The 19,700-nt window shown below is 68.9% G+C and carries 18 protein-coding genes; 5 read left to right on the forward strand and 13 right to left on the reverse strand.

Annotated elements, in window-relative coordinates; all coding sequences use genetic code 11:
- Window positions 1-66 precede the first annotated feature (66 nt).
- The 5 genes from ACIRCZ_RS10010 to ACIRCZ_RS10030 all read right to left on the reverse strand — a co-directional run bounded on the left by ACIRCZ_RS10010 (window position 67) and on the right by ACIRCZ_RS10030 (window position 5,981).
- On the reverse strand, window positions 67-1,617 hold the full coding sequence (locus tag ACIRCZ_RS10010; protein ID WP_055897959.1) for a sugar ABC transporter ATP-binding protein: 1,551 nt from the start codon (window positions 1,615-1,617) through the stop codon (window positions 67-69).
- A 19-nt stretch (window positions 1,618-1,636) separates the two neighbouring features.
- On the reverse strand, window positions 1,637-2,710 hold the full coding sequence (locus tag ACIRCZ_RS10015) for a sugar ABC transporter substrate-binding protein (protein WP_055897956.1): 1,074 nt from the start codon (window positions 2,708-2,710) through the stop codon (window positions 1,637-1,639).
- A gap of 63 nt (window positions 2,711-2,773) precedes the next feature.
- A complete protein-coding gene (locus ACIRCZ_RS10020) occupies window positions 2,774-3,736 on the reverse strand; it encodes a 1-phosphofructokinase family hexose kinase (RefSeq protein ID WP_055897953.1) in 963 nt (320 codons plus the stop codon).
- Complete coding sequence (locus ACIRCZ_RS10025; RefSeq protein ID WP_055898973.1) at window positions 3,733-4,503, reverse strand: DeoR/GlpR family DNA-binding transcription regulator; 771 nt, start codon at window positions 4,501-4,503, stop codon at window positions 3,733-3,735. Before ACIRCZ_RS10025 ends, ACIRCZ_RS10020 begins: the two co-directional genes overlap by 4 nt.
- A gap of 17 nt (window positions 4,504-4,520) precedes the next feature.
- Window positions 4,521-5,981 (reverse strand): L-fuculokinase, encoded by a 1,461-nt coding sequence (locus ACIRCZ_RS10030; protein ID WP_402852476.1) that lies wholly within the window; start codon window positions 5,979-5,981, stop codon window positions 4,521-4,523.
- 27 nt (window positions 5,982-6,008) lie between these two features.
- Between ACIRCZ_RS10030 and ACIRCZ_RS10035 the strand changes: the two genes are divergently transcribed.
- Together ACIRCZ_RS10035 and ACIRCZ_RS10040 are read left to right on the forward strand one after the other, a co-directional pair.
- On the forward strand, window positions 6,009-6,863 hold the full coding sequence (locus tag ACIRCZ_RS10035; protein WP_402852479.1) for a class II fructose-bisphosphate aldolase: 855 nt from the start codon (window positions 6,009-6,011) through the stop codon (window positions 6,861-6,863).
- A complete protein-coding gene (locus tag ACIRCZ_RS10040) occupies window positions 6,853-7,572 on the forward strand; it encodes an SDR family oxidoreductase (RefSeq protein WP_055897945.1) in 720 nt (239 codons plus the stop codon). Before ACIRCZ_RS10035 ends, ACIRCZ_RS10040 begins: the two co-directional genes overlap by 11 nt.
- Window positions 7,573-7,672: 100 nt before the next feature.
- Here ACIRCZ_RS10040 and ACIRCZ_RS10045 read toward each other — a convergent pair whose 3' ends face one another.
- On the reverse strand, window positions 7,673-8,767 hold the full coding sequence (locus ACIRCZ_RS10045) for a glutamate--cysteine ligase (protein ID WP_402852482.1): 1,095 nt from the start codon (window positions 8,765-8,767) through the stop codon (window positions 7,673-7,675).
- A gap of 92 nt (window positions 8,768-8,859) precedes the next feature.
- Here ACIRCZ_RS10045 and ACIRCZ_RS10050 point away from each other — a divergent pair, with 92 nt between their 5' ends.
- Window positions 8,860-9,897 carry an iron-containing redox enzyme family protein gene (locus tag ACIRCZ_RS10050; RefSeq protein WP_402852485.1) on the forward strand — a complete coding sequence of 346 codons (1,038 nt, stop codon included), beginning with the start codon at window positions 8,860-8,862 and terminating at the stop codon, window positions 9,895-9,897.
- Complete coding sequence (locus ACIRCZ_RS10055; protein WP_402852488.1) at window positions 9,894-10,130, forward strand: CDGSH iron-sulfur domain-containing protein; 237 nt, start codon at window positions 9,894-9,896, stop codon at window positions 10,128-10,130. The genes ACIRCZ_RS10050 and ACIRCZ_RS10055 overlap by 4 nt, the downstream gene beginning before the upstream one ends.
- 46 nt (window positions 10,131-10,176) lie before the next feature.
- Here ACIRCZ_RS10055 and ACIRCZ_RS10060 read toward each other — a convergent pair whose 3' ends face one another.
- Genes ACIRCZ_RS10060 through ACIRCZ_RS10080 form a run of 5 tightly spaced genes read right to left on the reverse strand, consistent with a single transcriptional unit; the run spans window position 10,177 to window position 17,319 of the window.
- Window positions 10,177-10,935, reverse strand: a complete 759-nt coding sequence (locus tag ACIRCZ_RS10060; protein ID WP_055897936.1) for an SDR family NAD(P)-dependent oxidoreductase — start codon at window positions 10,933-10,935, stop codon at window positions 10,177-10,179.
- On the reverse strand, window positions 10,926-12,107 hold the full coding sequence (locus ACIRCZ_RS10065) for an ATP-NAD kinase family protein (RefSeq protein WP_402852493.1): 1,182 nt from the start codon (window positions 12,105-12,107) through the stop codon (window positions 10,926-10,928). The genes ACIRCZ_RS10060 and ACIRCZ_RS10065 overlap by 10 nt, the downstream gene beginning before the upstream one ends.
- Window positions 12,108-13,751: an aminomethyl-transferring glycine dehydrogenase subunit GcvPB gene (gene gcvPB, locus ACIRCZ_RS10070; protein WP_402852496.1), complete on the reverse strand. Its 1,644-nt coding sequence runs from the start codon at window positions 13,749-13,751 to the stop codon at window positions 12,108-12,110.
- Window positions 13,748-15,214, reverse strand: a complete 1,467-nt coding sequence (gcvPA, locus tag ACIRCZ_RS10075; protein WP_402852499.1) for an aminomethyl-transferring glycine dehydrogenase subunit GcvPA — start codon at window positions 15,212-15,214, stop codon at window positions 13,748-13,750. Before gcvPA ends, gcvPB begins: the two co-directional genes overlap by 4 nt.
- On the reverse strand, window positions 15,211-17,319 hold the full coding sequence (locus ACIRCZ_RS10080) for a beta-galactosidase (protein ID WP_402852502.1): 2,109 nt from the start codon (window positions 17,317-17,319) through the stop codon (window positions 15,211-15,213). The genes gcvPA and ACIRCZ_RS10080 overlap by 4 nt, the downstream gene beginning before the upstream one ends.
- Before the next feature lie 235 nt (window positions 17,320-17,554).
- On the opposite strand from ACIRCZ_RS10080, the gene ACIRCZ_RS10085 reads away from it, so the two are divergent.
- Window positions 17,555-18,211 (forward strand): GntR family transcriptional regulator, encoded by a 657-nt coding sequence (locus tag ACIRCZ_RS10085; protein ID WP_235500562.1) that lies wholly within the window; start codon window positions 17,555-17,557, stop codon window positions 18,209-18,211.
- A gap of 50 nt (window positions 18,212-18,261) precedes the next feature.
- Here the strand turns inward: ACIRCZ_RS10085 and ACIRCZ_RS10090 are convergent, their stop codons facing one another.
- Complete coding sequence (locus ACIRCZ_RS10090) at window positions 18,262-19,083, reverse strand: carbohydrate ABC transporter permease (RefSeq protein ID WP_055897932.1); 822 nt, start codon at window positions 19,081-19,083, stop codon at window positions 18,262-18,264.
- Window positions 19,080-19,700: carbohydrate ABC transporter permease (locus ACIRCZ_RS10095; protein WP_402852506.1), on the reverse strand; the 621-nt coding region annotated here is incomplete at its 5' end. The genes ACIRCZ_RS10090 and ACIRCZ_RS10095, both read right to left, overlap by 4 nt.

Genomic DNA, 19,700 nt, shown 5'->3' on the forward strand with positions numbered 1-19,700 from the left:
GAAGGCAGGCGCTGTTGGGTGTTGGTGTTGGATGACACGATCTGACTCCGTTGTTCGTGTGCTGTTTCAGGCGAAGAACTTCATGACGGCGACTTCGCCGTCTCGTTCGATGGTGGGTCGATCGACCGTTGCGACGATGGTGCCGCGGCGTAGTACGGCAACGCGGTCGCACATCAGCGCCTCGTCGATCTCGGAGGTGATGATGATCGCGCTACCACCGCCCTCCACGAAGCCTCGGATCAGCTCGTAGATCTCGAGCTTTGCCCCGACGTCGACTCCGCGGGTTGGCTCCACGAAGATGAGGGTGCGCACGCCACTGACGAGCCATTTCGCGAGGGCGACCTTTTGCTGGTTGCCTCCGGACAAGGTCGCGACGGGCCGTCCGAGCGAGGGCGCCTTGATCGAGAGGGCTGTGCGCATTCGCTGGCCGGTGGCGGCCTCCTTGCGCTTGTCGATGACAGCGAGCCTGCTGAACTTCCCCAGCGCTGCAAGGGTGATATTCCTCGTGATCGACATCGGCAGGATGAGGCCCTGCGATTTGCGCTCTTCCGGCAGCAGCCCCAACCCGAGACGTACCGCGTTGGCCGGGCTGTGCAGCCTACCTACCTGCCGGCCTGAAACGGTGAATGAACGGGCCGCGTACTTCTGAGCACCGAACAGCGCAGCCGCCAGCTGGGTCTGCCCGCTCCCGGACAGCCCGGCGACACCGAGCACTTCTCCTCTGTGCAGCACCAGGTCGACATCGCTGAGGTTCGAGTCGTCGCTGAGGCCCTGCACCTCCAGGGCGACCTCGCCGTCGACCCTGCCCAGACCGAGCCTGGGGGTGTCGCTCGCGCCGAGCTGCAGGCGCTGTGAATCCTCCGGGTTCATGCTGCCGAGCATTGCCTGCAGAATCGCATCGTGGTTCTCCTCCTCGGCGACAAAACCGGCGACCCGTCTTCCGTCTCTGAAGACCGAGATGGTGTCGCAGATCTCGTACATCTCATCGAAGTGGTGCGAGATGAAGATGATGGCGATCCCGGAGGTGCGGAGCCGCCGAAGCAGCTCGAACAGCTTGGCCACGTCGTGCCGCGGCAGGGTCGCGGTCGGCTCGTCGAGGATGAGGACTCTCGCGTTGCGGCTGATCGCCTTGGCGATCTCGACCGCCTGCCGGTGTGCGATGGGCAGCGCCGACACAGGCTTCCGCACGTCGATGTCGAAGCCGAGGGCGAGCAGCTGCTGCCTGGCATCCCGCCGAAGCCGGCGCCAGGCGATGGATCCGGCTCTTGTGCGTGGCATGTCTCCCACGAAGATGTTCTCGGCGACCGAGAGGTACGGGATCAGGCTCAACTCCTGGTGGACTGTCATGATCTGCGCCCGCTGGGCGGCCTGGGGCGTCTCCAGCGAGACCTCCTCGCCATCGAGGCGGATGGTCCCGGTGTCCGGCCTCTCGACTCCCGAGAGGATGCGAACAAGGGTCGACTTGCCGGCCCCGTTCTGTCCGGCGATACCGTGAACCTCTCCCGGCATCACGGCGAGGTCGAGATCGATCAGGGCTCTCGTACCCGGATAGGACTTGCTGACACCGGTGATGGAGACCCGGGCGACGTCCTGGGCCGTCCCAGCGAACGCGATCATGACGTGTGGCTCCTTCCGCCTACTCGGTGCCCGCGAAGGCGATCTTGTCGTTGACGTACTTGGACGCGTTCTCGGGCGTCACAGCCAGCGGCGCCAGGATGCGCGTGGCCGGCGTTCCTTCGCATTCGCCCGTCTTCTTGCCCGTGATCGAGGCGATTGCCTCGTCGACGGAATAGGCCGCCTGGAGGGCCGGCCGGTTCAGTCCGTCGGCGACGACCGAGCTCGTGCCGTCCGCCATGCCCTTGATCACGTCCATCCCGCCGTCGAAACCGGCGATGGTCACCGCCGTCTTGCCGGACTGGTCCATGAGCCCGGAGCCCTTGAGCGCCTCGGTTACCGCGGGCATCACCACGTCTGTCTGATTGAAGATGACGTCGACGTTCGGGTTGCCTGCCAGCACATTCCTCATCGCGGTGAGCGTCTTATCGGGGAGTGCCTCGCCGTAGTTGTTCGGGATGCGTTTGGTCGTGACGCCGGGGTGATTCTTCATCTCCTTGTTCCAGCCGTCCATGAAGCCGTTCTCACGACTCTCGGTCACGAGCTCTTGCGGGAAGAGCGCCTGGATGTAGAGGTTGATCGTCGCGCTCTCGCCCTTCTTGGCGACGGCGCGCTTTGCGGCGATCTCGCCGACCAGTGCTGCCGTGGCCTTACCGTCGTCGTGCACGTTGCAGGCGACCTGCTTGGCCAGATCGCTGCTCACCTGATCGTTGACCACGATCACAGGCACCTTGGCACGCTTTGCGGCCTGGATGCCCGCGGCGACGTTGCGGTCACCGACAGGCTCGATGATGATCGCCTTCGCTCCCTTGTTGATGAACGTCTGCATCTGCTGGATCTGGGTTTGGGCGTCGCCTTGGGCGTCGACCGCTTCCAGGTCGTATCCCTTGGATTCCGCGGACGCTTTCGCACCGTCCGCCAGTGTGCTCAGCCAGGAGTTCCCGGCGATGAATCGCATGGACAGACCGATCAGGGGCTTGTCGCCACCGGAAGCGGACTGACCGGCCCCTCCTCCGCTGCATGCTGTGGTGAGGACGAGCAGGCCGGCCGAAAGTCCGGCAAGCAACGTCCCGGATAAGGCGCGCTTCAAGTTCATTTCTTACTCCTTTGTGTGATCTGAACTGGCTGTTGACCTGGCTGTCTCGGTGCGTGCGACGCGCTAGATGTCTGGCGCGTCGCTGGTCCGGCAGGGAGCGGTGAGCTTCCTGCCGAAATCGATGTCCCCCGTGATGTCGATCGGAATGCTCGGAGCGCTGCTCGCCGAGAGCGTGCCAGGGAGTTGCACGGCTGAGGCCGCCCATCCCATCGCAGTCCGCAAAGCCTCCGGTCCTGCCCCGCCTGCGGCGACGAACCCAGCGAGGAGGGCATCACCGGCGCCGACTGCACTGACCACCTCGATTGCGGGGGCCGCGGCATGCCAGCGGCCGCCATCGGCGACGAGTACAGCGCCGTCTGGTCCAATGCTGGCGAGCACTGCCCCTGCGCCGCGCTCACGCAGGCTCTCCGCAGCCATCACCACGTCTCCGAGCGACACGATGTCGCGCCCAGTGACGTCCGACAGCTCTGAGACGTTCGGCTTGATCAGATCGGGCCCGGCAGCGATCGCGCGGTCGAGGGGCTCGCCGGACGTGTCGATTGCGACACGTGCGCCGACCTCCTGGGCGCCTCGAACCAGACTCGGATAGATCGCTTCGACGGCGCCAGCAGGAAGCGTTCCGGATGCCACGAGCCAGTCGCCCTCGTCCAACCGGTTCAATACCGCCCTGACCAGCCGCGACGCTTCGTCGGGGCTGAGCGTCGGCCCCACCTCGTTGATCTTCGTCACGATGGCGTCCGGTTCGATGAGGCTGATGTTGCTGCGTACCTCCCCCGTGATCGGGACGCTGACATGCGGCACACCGAGAGCGTCGAGCAGCTGTACCACCTGGAACCCCGAGAAGCCGCCGACCGGCAGCACCGCCACGACATCTATGCCGTGCGCGTTCAACGCGACCGCCACGTTGACACCTTTGCCGCTCGGCTCGCTCGAGCTCACGGAGGCGCGGTTGACCGCTCCGCGCTTGAGGAAGTCGACGACGATGGTCCGATCGAGGCTGGGATTGGGCGCGACAGTGACGATCATGCCTGCTCCACCTCCACTCCGACGCCGCGCAACGCGGAAAGCTCGTGTTGGTCGATACCCGAGTCCGTGATCACCAGGTCGATGTCGCTGAGGTCGGCATGCTTGCACGTGCTGACCTGGCCGAACTTGCTGTGGTCGGCAAGCAGTATGCGCCGCCGCGCACTCGACAGCATCAGACGTTTGATCGCGGCTTCCGCAGGATCGGGCGTCGTCAGACCACGCTCGATCGACACGGCGTTCGCGCCGAGGAACGCCACGTCCACGTTGATCTCGGAGAGGGAGCGGGCCGCCCAGTCGTCGACCTCCGCCACCGTCAGCGGACGCACCCTCCCGCCCAGCGTCATCACGGTGAGAAGTGGCCGGTCGAGGAGGCTCAGCGCGATGCTGAGCGTGTTCGTGTATACCGTCAGCGCCCGATCCGACGGGAAGATGTCGGCGAGGCGGCCGGTGGTCGACCCGGCGTCGATGAGCACAGAGCCACCCGCCGGTAGGTGTGCAAGTGCGGCTTTGGCGATCCGCGTTTTCTCCTCCGAGAAGCCGACGCGTGAGGCGACCGGCGGCTCGTATGACAGCTGACCGACGGGGACGGCGCCGCCATGGACACGACGGAGCAGCCCCATCTGCTCAAGGGCCAGGAAGTCTTTGCGCACCGTTTCGGTGGTGACGTGAAGCTCCGCCGCGATGCTGCTCGCCGTCGCGCGACCCTCGGTGCGCAGCTTCGTGAGAATCAGCTCCCTACGCTGCTCCGGATACTGCACCGAATGCATCGGCTCTCGTCCTGCGTTCATGCCGGTACCCCCACTTCGTCCATTCCCCGTTCGAGCAGCGCTAGCCCGCCTTTGATCGGGGGAAAATCGCTGACACCCCGATACACTCCCGCGGCCTGGCCCGCGAAGAGCGCTGCTCCGCGGGAGCCGGCTTCCATGCCGGCGACGACGCGGAAACCGCCGAGCCGACGACGTTTGCTCTCCTGGACCGACCGGTCGCCCGACCAGCCTCCGGTGATGACGAGGTCGCCACGCGGCCCTGCCGCCTTGGTCATCGCAGCGTCGATGGCCGCAACCTGCTCGGTCACGTCGCCCACTGCCGCCCGCCAGATCGCGCCAGGCCGCGTGGAGGAATCAATGCCCGTGATACTGATCTTCTCGGGATCGGCCGCGTCGACGCGGACCGGACTGCTGACGGCCCCCAGCGCCGCGGCGGCGTGAGCGGCCTCCTCGGGCGAGAGGCCGACGACATCGAGTATGACTTGCAGAGCCCGTCCGCCCTGCGTTCCGCCTAGTAGCGTCCACCGCCCGGCGAGAGGGGACCAGCCGACAGTCACACCCGCAGCGGTCACGGTGTCGATCGCCTCGGCGGGCATTCCGCGACGGATCGTCCGGACGATCGCCTCGGCCGTGCCGCAAGAGTCCAGTGCATCGCCTTCGCCCACCGCTCCGACGCCGACTGCTGCAACCTGATGGTCATGGCCTGCGACCGTGACTGTCGCGCCCGCCAGTCGTTCGAGGCCGGGCCGCACGCTGGCGCGTCCGAGCGACGTTCCTGCTGTTACGATCTCGGGCATCCATCGCGCCGATCCACCAGCCCACTGCACGCCGTCGAGCCACCAGTCACGGGCAGCCAGGTCGAATAGACCGGTCCGCGAGGCGAGTGACTGCTCGGCAACGGGTGCTGCCCCGAGGCTGAAGGCGATCCACTCAGCCACGTCGAGCCGTCGCGCGACGTCCGCGAGCTGCCGCTCCGGCCGCGTCGCCCACCGGATCTTGGTGATGCTCCACTGCTGCCGGAGCGGCAGGCCAGTGCGCTTAGCGAACTCCGACCGGCTCACCCACGCCTCGAGTTCTTCGAGCTCGCGAGTGTCTCGAGTGTCGTGCCACGCGATGACAGGGACCACGGGACGGTCGCGCCGGTCCAGGAGGACGCTCGACTCCCCCATGCTCGTGACCCCCACTCCGACGATCTCGCCGTCCGGTGCGGCCGCGACCGCCTCGCGGAGTGCAGCCTCAGCGGCAGCCAACAAGGCAACGGCCGAGATCTCGGTGCGCCCTGACGTTCGCTCCCAGTGAGTGGCCGTCCGGCCATAAGCAACGACGTCACCCTCGATCGTGTACACCACGGCCTTGCAGGATGAGGTGCCCACATCCAGGCCTGCGAGTAGTTGAGTCATCAGTGACCGATCTTGGTTTCGTTGCAGTTGACTTGCTATTGCTTGCATATTCTTGCGATATCTTGCGATACTTGTCAAGCATCCATCGAAGAAGAAGGAGCCGAAGTGCCGCTGACGACAACCGCCGCCATCATGAGCCACGCGCGCCGCCACGGGGTCATCGCATTCAATGTGGTCACGCTCGAGCAGGCCGATGGCCTCATCGCCGGAGCCGAGGCCGCTGAGCACCCTGTCATCCTCCAGGTCAGTGAGCATTGCCTTGACTTCCACGCCAGCGGAGCACGCGCCTTCCTCTGCGGCTTAACTGAGCTTGTGCGTCAGAGGCGTGCCTTGGCGAGCATCCATCTCGACCACATCGAGACGCCATCGTGGCTCCGGGTCGGCGCAGGCACGGGCGTGTCGTCCGCCATGGTGGACGCATCCCGGTTGTCGTTCGCCGAGAACGTCCGCACCGTCGCCGACCTCACGCAGATGTTGCACGCCGACGGCTGGTATGTGGAAGCCGAACTAGGCGAAATCGGCGGCAAACGCGGCGCCCATGCGTCCGGCGTCCGCACCGATCCCGACGAAGCCGCTGTTTTCGTGTCGGCGACAGGCATCGACGCACTGGCGGTCGCAGTCGGCAGCTCCCACGGTATGTCGACGGCGGACGCGACACTCGACGACGAGCTCATCGCCGCTATCGCGGACCGAGTGTCCGTCCCCCTCGTCCTTCACGGGTCATCAGGCGTCAGCGCGGCGGGCATCCGTCGGGCAGTCGCGGTGGGGATCACGAAGGTCAACATCGGGACCCGCGTCGCGACGACATACAGCGACGCGCTACGACGATCGTTCGAGCAGAATCCCGCGACCGATCCTCGGCCCCACCTGCGTGCCGCCCGCGATGCTGTCAGTGCCACAACCGTCGAGGTCCTGAGTTCTCTCACCGGTGAGAACGGAGGTGGCCGGAATGCTCTGTGAGCCATTGGCCGGGCGTGTCGCTCTCGTCACCGGCGCGAGCAGCGGTATCGGGCTGGCCGTCGCCCACCGGCTGCACGACGCGGGTGTGCGAGTGGCTGCACTGTCCCGGCACGCCGAAGCGGACCGAGACGGGCCGTCCTATCTTCCTCTCGTGGGGGATGTGCGAAGTGTCCGCGACCTCAGTTCGGCGTGTGAGAGAGCGGCTCAGACCTACGGTGGGATCGACATCGTGGTCGCCAATGCCGGTGTCGGCTCGTGGGGGCCGGTCGAGATTACCCCGCAAGCGGAGGTCGACGAGATGATCGACATCAACGTCAAGGGGCTGATCAATACGGTGCGGGCCGCTCTCCCTGCGCTGCGCCTCAGCAGCTCGCCGGACCTCGTGACGATCGCCTCGGAGGCGGGGCGCAGGGCGCTTCCAGACGAGGCCGTCTACGTCGCATCCAAATTTGCGCAGGTCGGATTCACTCGCTCACTGGATCACGAACTTCGAGAGGCCGGAATCCGAACCGTCAACATCTGTCCAGGTGGGGTGGCGACAAAGTTCGGCATGGGCCGTGGCTTGCGGCACGAAAGCATGCCAGAGCTGCAATCCATGCTGACGCCCGAGGACATCGCTGACGTCGTCGAATTCGTCCTCACCCGGCCTCGGCACCTGCGCATTCTCGAGGTAGCTCTCCGGCATCTCTCCGAGGATTCGTGGGGGTAAGGAAGCGCGTAGGTGACGACGTGCCGCTCCGGCAGCCGGACAGCTTGCTGTGCGTCACGGATCAGTGCATCGCCGGTTCGCGCGCGGGAGGGAGTGACTGTCAGTACGTGGAGACGGCGTCCGCGCTGATCGCGGCGGTGAGCCCGCGCATCCCGCCCTCGGTCATCGCCGCCCGCTGCCTGGTGGCACCGTTGCCCTCGCGCAGAATGCGGTCCACTACTGCGGACACCGCAGCCGTGTCGCCCTGCTCGGCCAGCCCGCCGGCTGCCGCGTCGAGAAGGGCCCGGACCACCGCGCGGGCGTCGGCGAGCGAGCCGTCGCGAGGATCGAGCAGGTCGGCCGCGAGACCGTTGCGGGCCGCGTGCCAGAGCGCGGAGTCCAGGAGCTCGGGCTCGATCTCCGCGGCCTGGGTGCCCGTGGCCCGCCCCGCCGACGCGAGGACCAGCCCGCGCACGATCGACGCGAGCGCCACGCTCGTCTCCGGGTCGAGCTGGGCGTCGAACACGCGCACCTCCACGGTCGGATAGCGTTCCGAGGGCCGCACGACCCAGTTGAGCGTCCCGGCATCCGAGGTGCCTCCGACGCCACGCAGCGCGGCGGTCCTGCGGTCGTAGTCCGCCGCATCCAGGAACCGGGGTGGGATGCCGTGCGTCGTCCAGCGCCTGCTGTGGATGGCGCGCCAGGAGTCGAACCCCGTGTCGACCCCGTTCCAGTACGGCGAGTTGGCGGACAGCGCCAGCAGAACGGGCAGCCACGGCCTCAGGGCGTTCGAGGCCGCGACCGCGGCGTCCCTGTCGGCGACGCCGACGTGCACATGCAGCCCGTTGAGCTGGTGGTCGCGCACGATGAGCCCGAAGTGCGACGCGATCTCGCGGTAGCGCGGCTCGTCCGTCACCTCGGCCTCCTGCGCGACGCGGTACGGCAGCCCGACCCCGCAGGCGATCAGGCCGTTCTCCGCCGCCCAGGCCGACAACTCCTCCCGGAAGCCGGTGATGGAGGCCAGCGCCTGCCCGGCGGTCTCGCACACCGGCGACGCGAACTCGAGCTGCGATGGGAAGAACTCGGCCATCACCCGGCCGAAGCCGTTGCCGGCGCGTCGCAGCGCATCCTGAGCCTCCCGCGCACGCTCGACCGGCACGAGGGTTTCGGGATCGAGCAGCACGAACTCCTCCTCAACGCCGATCGTCGTCCGCACGCGCATCCCCTCGTCCGCCGCACACAGTACGCACGGCCACGGGATGCACGCAATGGCTTGACTGCGCACGGAAGTCGGCTCACGGTCGGAGCATGACAGCACGAATCACGCCGCGCGGACCCGTGAGCGCGCAGCTCCTCCAGGCCCTCTCCGAACCGGCGCGACCATCGTCCGACTCCATGCAGCGCACCCTAGACGCCGCCCGGGAAGCGCTCGACCAGCAGCCGTACGTCGGCACCGACGACGACCTCCAGCTCGCCCTGCTCGTCAGCTACGGCCTCTCCTACGGAGGGGTGGTCGAGTGCGACGACCGCTGGGAGTGGCACCCGGCGCAGGTCGCCGTCCGCACCGCCATCGAGGACCTGTTCGAGCAGCAGCTCCGGGAGCGCGTGGAGATCGGCGAGCTCCCGCATCCCGATGCGGAGTCCGTGGCCGCGTACCTCTTCGCCGCGACCGCGGAGGACAGCGGCCCGAGCCTCTCCCGCTACCTGGCGAAGAAGGCGACGCGCGAGCAGGCGACCGAGTTCATCATCCACCGGTCGATCTACACCCTCAAAGAGGCAGACCCGCACTCCTGGGCCATCCCGCGCCTGACCGGCAGGGCGAAGGCCGCGCTCGTCGAGGTGCAATCGGACGAGTACGGCGGAGGGCAGCCGTCGCGGATGCACTCGGTGATCTTCGCCAAGACCATGGCCGGCGTCGGGCTCGATCCGAGCTACGGGGCGTACATCGACCGCGCGCCCGCCGTGACGCTCGCGTCCTTCAACATGATGTCGATGTTCGGACTGAACCGGCGGCTCAGGGGCGCCATCGCCGGTCACCTGGCCGCGTTCGAGATGACGTCGTCCATCCCGAACCGCCTGTACGGCAACGGGTTCAGGCGCCTCGGCTACGACAGCGAGGTCACCGACTACTTCGACGAGCACGTCGAGGCGGATGCGGTCCACGAGCAGATCGCCGGACGCGACCTCGCGGGCGGCCTGGCGGAGGAGCATCCCGAGCTGCTGCCCGACATCGTGTTCGGTGCGCGTGCCTGCCTGTACGCGGACGGCCTCGTCGGAGCGCACATGCTCGAACGCTGGCAGGCGGGCGCGAGCTCACTGCGCGCGGAAGAGACGGTGACGGTGTGAGTGCGTCGGATTCGCCTGCACCCGTGACCATCGTCGCGTGCCCCGACGGGCCGCTGCTCGTGCGCGGCCCGGCGCAGATCGTGGACGCGGAGGGGAAGCCCGTTCACCGCAGCCGGCGCACGGTGGCGCTGTGCCGCTGCGGGGTGTCGACGATCAAGCCGTACTGCGACGGGACGCACAAGCTCGTCGGGTTCCGGACGGACCCGCCGCCGGAGCCGCAGTCACGGCCGTAACCCGAGGTGCGGGCCGGTGCTCCCGGCCCGCACCGCACAGCAGGGGTCAGGCGATCCCGCCGCCGTCCACGACGAGGGCTGAGCCGGTGACGTACGAGGACTCGTCGGAGGCGAGCCAGACGACGGCGGCCGCGATCTCCTGCGGCTCGCCCATGCGCTGCAACGGGCGGTCGGCGGCTTCGGCGAGGAACGAGCCGGCCTCCTGGCCGAGCTGGCGGGCCTCGTCGCGGAGCATCCCGGTGTTGACGTCGCCGGGGTTGACCGAGTTGACGCGGATGCCCTGCGGGCCGTGGTCGATGGCGAGCGCGCGGGTCATGTTGACCACCGCCCCCTTGGATGCGCAGTACGAGATGGCCTGCGCGCCGCCCTTGAGACCCCATCCGGAGCCGGTGTTGACGATCGAGCCTCCGCCGTTCGCCGCCATGACGGGGACGACGTGCTTGCACATCAGGAAGATGCCCTTGACGTTGACGCCGAACACGCGGTCCCACTCGTCCGCGGTGGTCTCGACGGCTGTGGTCCTGCGGATGATGCCCGCGTTGTTGAAGACCACGTCGACACCGCCGAACTCCGAGACGGTGTCGGCGACGACGCGCTCGATGTCCGCCTCGTTCGACACATCGGCCGTGAGGGCGATGGCGGTGCCGCCCGCCGCACGGATCTCCTCCGCGACCTTCTCCGCCGCTCCTGGGGCGACGTCGACGACGGCGACGCGTGCGCCCTCCGCCGCGAAGGCGAGGGAGGTGGCGCGGCCGATGCCGCCCGCTCCTCCGGTGACGATGGCGGACTTGTCGGCTAAACGCATGTGTGCGCTCCTTCGGTGGTGGCCGCACTGGCGGCACTGACAGGGTAGATGCTCGACGACGACGGGCCGGTGATCACACGGAGATGACCGGCGAGGCGTTCGTCGATGCGGGGGTCGCCGGTGTCGACCAGGAGAGGCCGGCCGGAGAGGTCGAGGAGTTTCTGCTCCGTCGCGACGACGAGCAGAGGGTCGGGGCCGATCGCGTCGACCACCGCCGGTGAGAGCTGCTGATTGCCCCGGCCGAGCAGGAAGCCCTGGCCGCCGATCACCGTGACCACCGCTTTCGCAGGATGCCCGGCGATGGCGGAGAGCGCCTGCTTCTCGGAGACGTCGCGGGCGATGAGCGCGCCATCCTGCACGATGTCGACGCCGAGCGGTGTGCCCTGGATGCCGAGCTCACGGGACACGGCGGCGAGCGTTCCGCCCGGCCCGAGCAGGTAGCGGACGCCCGGCTGCATGGCCGCCACGGCTCCCGCCGCTGCGAGGCGGACGGCGTCCGCCTCGCTCGTCGGGGTCGGCGCTTTGCGCGCCTGGGTGCGCTCGCGGGATGCGGGCACGCGGACGAGCGCGAACAGGCGAGGGTCCGGGCGACCTGCACGCAGGAGCGCCTCGTCGAGGTCGAGCACTTCGGCCTCGCGCGTCGACAGCCCGCCCGACGACTGCCAGTCCGCTGCGATGGCCCCAGCAGCCGCCGGGGAGACGGCGAAGCAGCCGGAGTACATCTTCACACCGGCGGGGATGCCGAGGAGTGCGACCTCCGGAGGGGCGCCGCTCGCCGCATCCCTGGCGGTGCCGTCTCCTCCGGCGAACAGCACCAGCCCAGCGCCGTCCGCTGCACAGGCGGCGACCGCGCGCATCGTGTCGTCGCCGGTCGTCGCGCGCGACGCATCCGGGGTGTAGACGACGCGCGCCAGCAGCCCCGCTGCACGGACAGTGTCCTCGCCGAGGGCACCGCCGGCCGTCAGCACCTCCAGCCCCGGATGCGCGTCCGCCAGCACCGCGAGGGCGACGGCCGCGCGGTCGGCGGCACGGGCGTGCGCACCGCGCGCGATGGCCTCGCGCTGCACGGCGTCGCCGTCGCTGCCGACGAGACCGGCTGGTCCCCCGATCCCAGCGACGGGGTTCACGACCACCCCGATCGCCGGGCGGCGGAGCTGACGGACGGTGGACATCTAGGCCGCTGCCTCCTCGGCCGACGCGCCAGACGCGGCAGCGCTATCGGCCGCGACGCCGGTTCCTGCGCCAGCAGCGCCAGCACCGAAGTACTTCCGCTGGTACGCCCGCCAGGTCACGGCCCACCGCTCCGGGTCGTCGAGGTCGTCGTGGTGGGTGTGGTGCACGGTCTGGTTGTGCGGAGCGGTGCGCACCACCTCCGGCGTCTCGCGCGCCTCGCGGGCGACCTCGGCCAGCACGTTCGCGTACTCGTCCAGCTCGGCCATCGAGTACGACTCGGTCGGCTCCAGCGTGAACGGCTGCGGCACGATGTACGGGTGGTGGCTGGTCCAGTAGTGCATCCCGAAGTCGGCGGCGCGCACGCCGATCTCCTCCGAGCTGATGCCGGTCTCCTCGAACAGCTCCTGCCACGAGTAGCGCACCTGCTCGATGCGGCGGCGACCGGTCGCATACGGTGCGCTCGCACCGGGGATCTCCAGGATGCGCTTCATCAGGTAGTTGTTGTTGAGCACGGCGGTCTCCGCCACGGCGCGCAGGCCGTCCGCGCCGAGTGCGCTGATCCACGCGTACGTGCGCACGATGTTCGGGATGACGCCGTAGAACGGGGCGACGGAGCCGATCGACTGCGGGCGGTTCGCATCCAGGTAGTAGCGATCGCCGTCGCGCTCGACCACCGGGCCGGGCAGGAACGGCGCGAGCGCCTCCGACACGGCGTTCGCCCCCGAGCCTGGCCCGCCGCAGCCGTGCGGCGTGCCGAACGTCTTGTGCAGGTTGAAGTGGCAGACGTCGAACCCTGCGTCGCGGGCGCGGGTGATGCCGAGGATGCCGTTCGCGTTGGCCTGGTCGTACGACGCGAGCGCGCCCACCTCGTGCGCCAGCTCCACCCACTCGCGGATGCGCGGGTTGTAGATCCCGGTGTCCTCCGGGTTGGTGACCATGATCGCCGCTGTGCGCGGGGAGAGCGCGGCGCGGAGGGCGTCGAGGTCGGGGTAGCCGTCCGCATCCGGGTGGATGGTGATGACCGTGTATCCCGCGGCCTTGGCCGCTGCGGCGTTGGACGGGTGGGAGAAGATCGTGGTGATGACCTCATCCCGCTGCTCCGCCTCGCCGCGGGAGGCGTGGTAGGCGCGGATCATCGAGATGTTGGCCCAGATCGCCTCGGAGCCGCCGCTGGTCTGCAGCGAGACCCTGCTCATGCCGGAGATCTCCGCGAGCATCCGCTCGGTGCGCCAGACGATCTCGAGGACGCCCTGCGCGCTCGCCTGGTCCTGCAACGGGTGCAGCTCGGTGAGGTCGGGCGTGCGGATGATCGCCTCGTTGACCTTGGGCGCGTACTTCATGGTGCAGGTGCCCTGGCCCACGTCGACGTTGAGGTCGGCGCCGAGGTTCTCCTGGCTGAGTCGCAGGTAGTGCTTGAGCACGCGCATCTGCCCGATCTCCGGCAGCGCGGGCGGTGCGCTGCGACGAAGGGATGCGGGCAGATCGGCGACGACATCGCCGACCGTCTCGCGCACCCCGGCCTCCGGGCGGGAGACGAGCACGCCGCGCTCTCCCGGCGCGTGCAGCTCGAAGACGATGGGCTCGTCCCAGCGCGCCTGGTGGAAACGGCGAAGAGCCGGCTTGGGGGCGATGGGGAGGCTCATGCGTTCTGCTCCTTCTGCTGTGCGCGCGCTGCGACGAGCGCGTCGGCGAGCACGGCGGTGAGGTCGTCGATGTCGGTCTGGGTGTTCTGCTCGGTGACGCACACCAGCAGCCGGTGGTCGTCGATGGCGAGGCCGGGCTCGAATCCGGATGCGCGGCCCGCGGCGACCAGCTCGGGTGCGGTGAGCGCCGCATCCGTCAGGTCGATCACGAACTCGCGGAAGTGCGTCGCGCCGTCTGCGAGCGCGACGCCGGGGAGGGCGGCGAGCACGCGGGAGGCGTACGCGGTGCGGGCGAGGACGGTCTCGCCGACCTCCGCCATGCCCTGCGGCCCCATCAGCGAGAGGTAGACGCCGGCGGCGATGCCCCAGAGGGCCGCTGCGGTGCCGACCCACTCCTTCCCTTCCTCACGGAGGGCGAACGATGTGCGGTCGTACGCCACGTCGCCGAAGCCGTACTCGCCTTCGACGTCGGTGGACGCGAGGCCGAACAGCCGCGACGGGAGCTCCATCACGAACCGGGTGTCGTCGTGCACGGCGATGAACCCGGCGTGCGCGCCGCCGAACCAGGGGTGCAGCCCGAGCGACTGGATGTCGCCGTGGACGATGTCGGCGCCGAGGTCGGCAGGCGGGGTGAGCACGCCGAGCCCGATCGGGTCCGTGCCGACGATGACGACGGCTCCGACAGCGTGCGCGGCGGCGGAGAGCTCGGCGACGGCGGTTTCCAGCGCTCCGGTGTAGCTGGGCGTCTCGATCCAGATCGCGGCGGTGCTCTCGTCGAGCATCCCGGTCACGGCGGCGAGGTCGGCGGTGCCGTCGACCGTGGGGACGAGCACGAGGTCGATGGTGGGCGCGATGTAGTCGCGGACCTTCGACAGCTTGTCCGGATGCGCGTCGCTGACCAGCAGGACGGTGCGGCGGCCGGTGATGCGGCCCGCCATCGCCAGCGAGGTGGCGGCGGCCTGGAAGCCGTCGTAGGTGGGGACGTTGACCACATCCTGGTTGAGCAGTTCGCCCATCAGCGACTGGTACTGGAACAGCGCCTGGAAGCGGCCGTGGTCCTCGTACGGCTCGCCGGCGTATGCGGTGAGGAACTCGCTGCGGCTGATGACCTCGTCCACGACGGCGGGGACGGCGTGCTGGTAGGTGCCTGCGCCGAGGAAGAGGCGGCCGGGCTCGACGGAGCGGTTGCGGCGCAGCAGACCGCCGACGTGACGCACCAGGTCCTGCTCGGCGACGAGCGGCTCCGGCAGGTCGAGGGCGCGGCCGAGACGGAGGTCGGCCGGGACGTCGGCGTAGAACTCCTCGACGGATGCCGCCCCGACGGCGTCGAGCATCGCCTGACGGGATGCCGGCGCCGTGTTCGGCACGTACGGGTGGACGAAAGGTTGGGTCATGGTGGCCTCGCGGTCGGTGGTGGGGTGGTCGGGATGGTCGGCGTCGCGATCGAGTCCGAAGTTGTTCACGGATGCTCGCGGCGTGTCGGCTGAAGAAGTTCGGACTCGATTGTTCGGGCGGGGGCGGGATCGGCAGGGGCGGGGTGGGCGATGACCGCGACGCCGAAGGCGGGGAGGGCGATGGCGGAGTCGGACGGGGCGCCGGTGAGGAGGTCGCGGCCGCCGCGGATGGGCGGTGCTGAGCGGTCCGCCCTGCCGTGGTTGAGGACGAAGGTGTAGTCCGTGGTCCCGTCGGTGCGGGTGACGACCTCGAGGTCGGTGTCAATGGATGCGGCGACCGGCACGTCTGCCGCGGCGAACACCTGGGCGAGCACCGCGCGCATCCCATCGCTGTCGAGGCCGGCGCTGAGGTACCAGGCTGCTCCGGCACCGGATGCGCGGCGCGTGACGGCCGGACGCCCTGCGAGGTCGCCGTCCGCGTACGTCGCGAGCACCTCGGTGCCGGGCGCTGCCTCGATCCACTCGCTCCAGACGCGCACGCCGTGGGTCTCTCCCGCAGTGCCGAAGGACGTGTCGAACGCGACACTGCGGGTCTGCCCGTCCGCCAGCGGCCACCACTCGTCCACCTCGACGCCGAGCAGGTCGCGCAGCGGGCCGGGGGCACCGCCGTCGTGGATCTGCTCGCGGTGGTCGACAACGCCGGAGAACGGGCCGACGACGAGCTGACCGCCCGCCTCGACGAACGCTGTCAGCGCAGCCGCCTGCTCCGTCGTGGTGGCGTAGAGGTTCGGGACGAGCAGCACGCGGTGGTCGCCATACGGGCCTGCGGCGCGGGCCACGTCGACCGGCTGGCCGAGCGCGTACGCCGCGGCGTGCCAGGCGCGCGCCTCCCTGAGCCAGTCGAGGCGCACAGAGGGCAGAGACTCCGGTTCGCTGACGCCCCACCAGGAGTCCCAGTCGGCGACGAGGGCGACGGATGCGCGCACCCTGGTTCCCGTGATCGGCGCGAGCGTCTTCAGCTCGGCCCCGAGCGCTTTGGTCTCCTGGAAGGTGCGGCTGCGCTCCCCGCGGTGGCCGAGCATCGCTGAGTGGAACTTCTCCGGGCCGAACTTCGCCTGCCGCCACTGGAAGAACAGCACGCCGTCCGACCCGTGCGCCAGCGCCTGCATGCTGCCGACACGCATCTGGCCTGGCGCCTTGGGCACGTTGACCTCGCGCCAGCTCACCGCGCTCGGCGCCTGTTCGAGCAGCAGCCACGGGCGGCCGTCTTTGAGGGAGCGCATCAGGCCGTAGTTGAGGGCGGCCGCGATGTGCGCATCCTGATCGGCGGGGTCGGGGTACGCGTCGTCGGTGACGAGGTCCTCGGCGTCGGCGAAGTCCCAGTAGTCGAGCTCGCGGAACATGCTCATGAAGTTGGTGGTGACGGCGATGTCGGGAGTGACCTCGCGCAGCACGTCGATCTCGGCCTGGAACAGTTCGAGCAGCGCGTCCGAGGAGAACCGCTCGAAATCCACCAGCTCCGCCGGGTTGATCGGTCCTGTCGCGGTGCGCGGTGGCTCGATCTGCTCGAAGTCGAGGTAGTGCTGGCCCCAGCAGCTCGTGCCCCACGCCGCGTTCAGGCCGTCGATCGTCTGGTACCTGTTCTGCAGCCAGCGGCGGAAATGCCGCGCAGACTCCGGGCACCAGCAGCGCGAGACGTGATCGCCGTACTCGTTGGAGACGTGCCAGAGCGCCAGGGCGGGATGCGCGCCGTAGCGCTCGGCGAGCGTGCGGGTGAGGCGGAGCGCCGCCTCCCGGAAGATCGGCGAGCTGGGGCAGTACGACTGCCGCGACCCGAACTCCAGCCGCACGCCGTCCGCATTCCACGGCAGCACCTCTGGATGCTCGCGCACCAGCCACGCGGGAGGGGTCGCGGTCGCGGTGGCCAGGTCGATGCGGATGCCGTGCTCCCAGAGCAGGTCGATGACGCGGTCCAGCCCGGCGAAGTCGTACTCGCCCGGACGCGGTTCGAGCAGCGGCCAGGAGAAGACGGGGAGGGTGACGAGGTTGACGCCGGCCTCGACCATGAGGCGCGCATCCTCGGCCCAGACGCTCTCCGGCCACTGGTCGGGGTTGTAGTCGCCGCCATAGGCGAGGGCGTCGAGGCGGATGCTCCGCGGCGAGGTGGTCGTCACTGGTCTCCTTGCGAGGGTGCGGGTCGAGCTGGTGTGCGGGTCGAGCTGGTGTGCGGGTCGAGCTGGATGGTGCGGGGTCGAACGGACAGTTCACGGCTGCGGTGCTTTACACCGGGCAACCGTCGACTGTATTCTGTATACAGTAACGCTAAAGCGATTCCCGCGAGGGGTCAAGCCCTAAGCTGGCGACGCCGGCCGGCCGCGAGGCCACGCACGAACCGACCAGGAGGTCACAGTGATCGAGCGCAAGAACCTGCGATCCCAGGTGCGCGAAGAACTCATCGCGAGGATGCGGGCCGGCAATGTGCGCCCGGGCGAGAGCATCAACGAGGTGCAGCTCGCCGCCGAGCTCGGCGTCTCCCGCACCCCGCTCCGCGAAGCGCTGATCGCGCTCGAGAGCGAGGGCCAGATCGAGTCGGAGAACGGCAAGGGCTTCCGCTTCGTGCCGCTCAGCGCCCGCGAGTTCGAGGAACTCTGCCCGATCATCGTGGCCCTGGAGAGCCTGGCCATCGACCTCAGCCCGGCGGACGAGCTGGCTGGGATCGGCGAACAGCTCGCCGCCCTCGCCGCCGAGTTCAACGACGACGTCGCCCAGCACGCCCTGGTGAACCGCCGCGACGACGAGTGGCACAACCTGATGCTCAGCGCGTGCCCCAACCAGCGCCTCCTCGACGAGATCGCCGGCGTGCGCCGCGCCATCCACCGCTACGAGTCGCTGCTGGTCTCCGACGACGTGATGGTCGAGCGCAGCGCGATCGAGCACGCCGACATCGCCCGCCACCTCGTCGAGGGCGACCTGGACGCGGCGAAGCAGGCCCTGGCCGCCAACTGGACCAACGGCATGCGCCGCCTGCTCGCCGACGCCGGCATCTCGTGGGAGCGGCTGGGCTGACCCCGCCGGTCCCACCGGTTCCACCGCCCGCGCCGCCCCCGCTCTGACGCTCACCCCTTCACCGCACCGCCCAGCAGCCCCGCCACGAACTGCCGCTGGAACAGCAGGAACACGATCAGCAGCGGGATGGTCGCCAGCAGCGAGCCGAGCATCAGGCCGGAGTAGTCGACGCGGGAGAGGCCGATCATCGTGTTGAGGGCGACAGGCACCGTGTACTTGTCCTCGGTGTTGAGCATCAGCAGCGGCCAGATGAACGCGTTCCACTGGCTCACGAACGTGTAGATGACGAGCGCCGCGAGCTGAGGGCGCGCGATCGGGAGCACCACCCGGTAGAACGTGCGCAGCTCGCCTGCGCCGTCGATGCGCGCCGCCTCGATGATCGTGTCGGGGAAGTCGAGGAACGCCTGACGCATCAGGAAGATGCCGAACGCGTTGGCGAGGAACGGCACGATGATCGCCTGATACGTGTCGATCCAGCCGATGCTCGCCATCATCTGGAACAGCGGCACGAGCAGCACCTGCATCGGGATCATCATGGTCACCAGCACGACGCCCATCAGCACTCCGCGCCCGCGGAACCGGAACTTCGCCAGCCCGTAGCCCGCCATCACGCTCACGGCCGAGCTGAACACCGTGTAGACCACGGCGATCCCGAGGCTGTTGGCGAGCACGAGGCCGAAGTTCGTCTCCGCCTGCAGCCGCGCCAGGTTGGCGAGCAGCTCGCCGCCCGGCAGCACGGGCAGGGGCGTGGCGAACAGCGACGACGTGGTGTGGGTCGATGCCACGACCATCCACAGGAACGGGATGACGCTGAGCACGGCCCCGGCCGCGAGGAGCAGGTAGACCGGTGAGTGCCGCAGGGCGCGGATCATTTCTTCTCCCTCAGAAGACGGAACTGCACGATCGAGATGATGCCGGTGAGCAGCACGAGCAGCCACGCGATGGCCGACGCATACCCTGGGTCGAACTGCCGGAAGCCGACCTTGTAGAGGTAGAGCACCGGGGTCAGGGTGGCGTTGTTGGGTCCGCCGCCGGTGAGGATCACGTTCTCGTCGAACAGCTGCAGGGCGCCGATGGTCGACGTGATGGTGGTGAACACGATCGCGGGGCGGAGCTGCGGCACGATGACCTTCGAGAACGTCGCCCAGCGGCCGGCGCCGTCGACGCGCGCCGCCTCGTACTGCTCGGCGGGGATGCTCTGCAGCCCGGCGAGCAGGATGACCATGTTGTATCCGGTCCACCGCCAGGTGATGGATGCGATGAGCGCCACGCGAGCCCAGAGCTCGTCGTTGAGCCAGTCGACGGGCGCTATGCCGAACAGGCCGATGAGCTGGTTCACCGCCCCGCCGTCCGTGGCGAGCATCACCCGGAACACCACAGAGTACGCGACGAGGGTCGTCACGGCCGGCAGGAAGTAGATCAGCCGGAACCCGGTGCGGAACTTCAGCCAGGTCTGGTTGAGCGTGTATGCGAGCAGCAGCGCCGTGGC

The sequence above is a fragment of the Leifsonia sp. NPDC102414 genome, from assembly GCF_044765685.1.
Classification (GTDB): domain Bacteria; phylum Actinomycetota; class Actinomycetes; order Actinomycetales; family Microbacteriaceae; genus Leifsonia.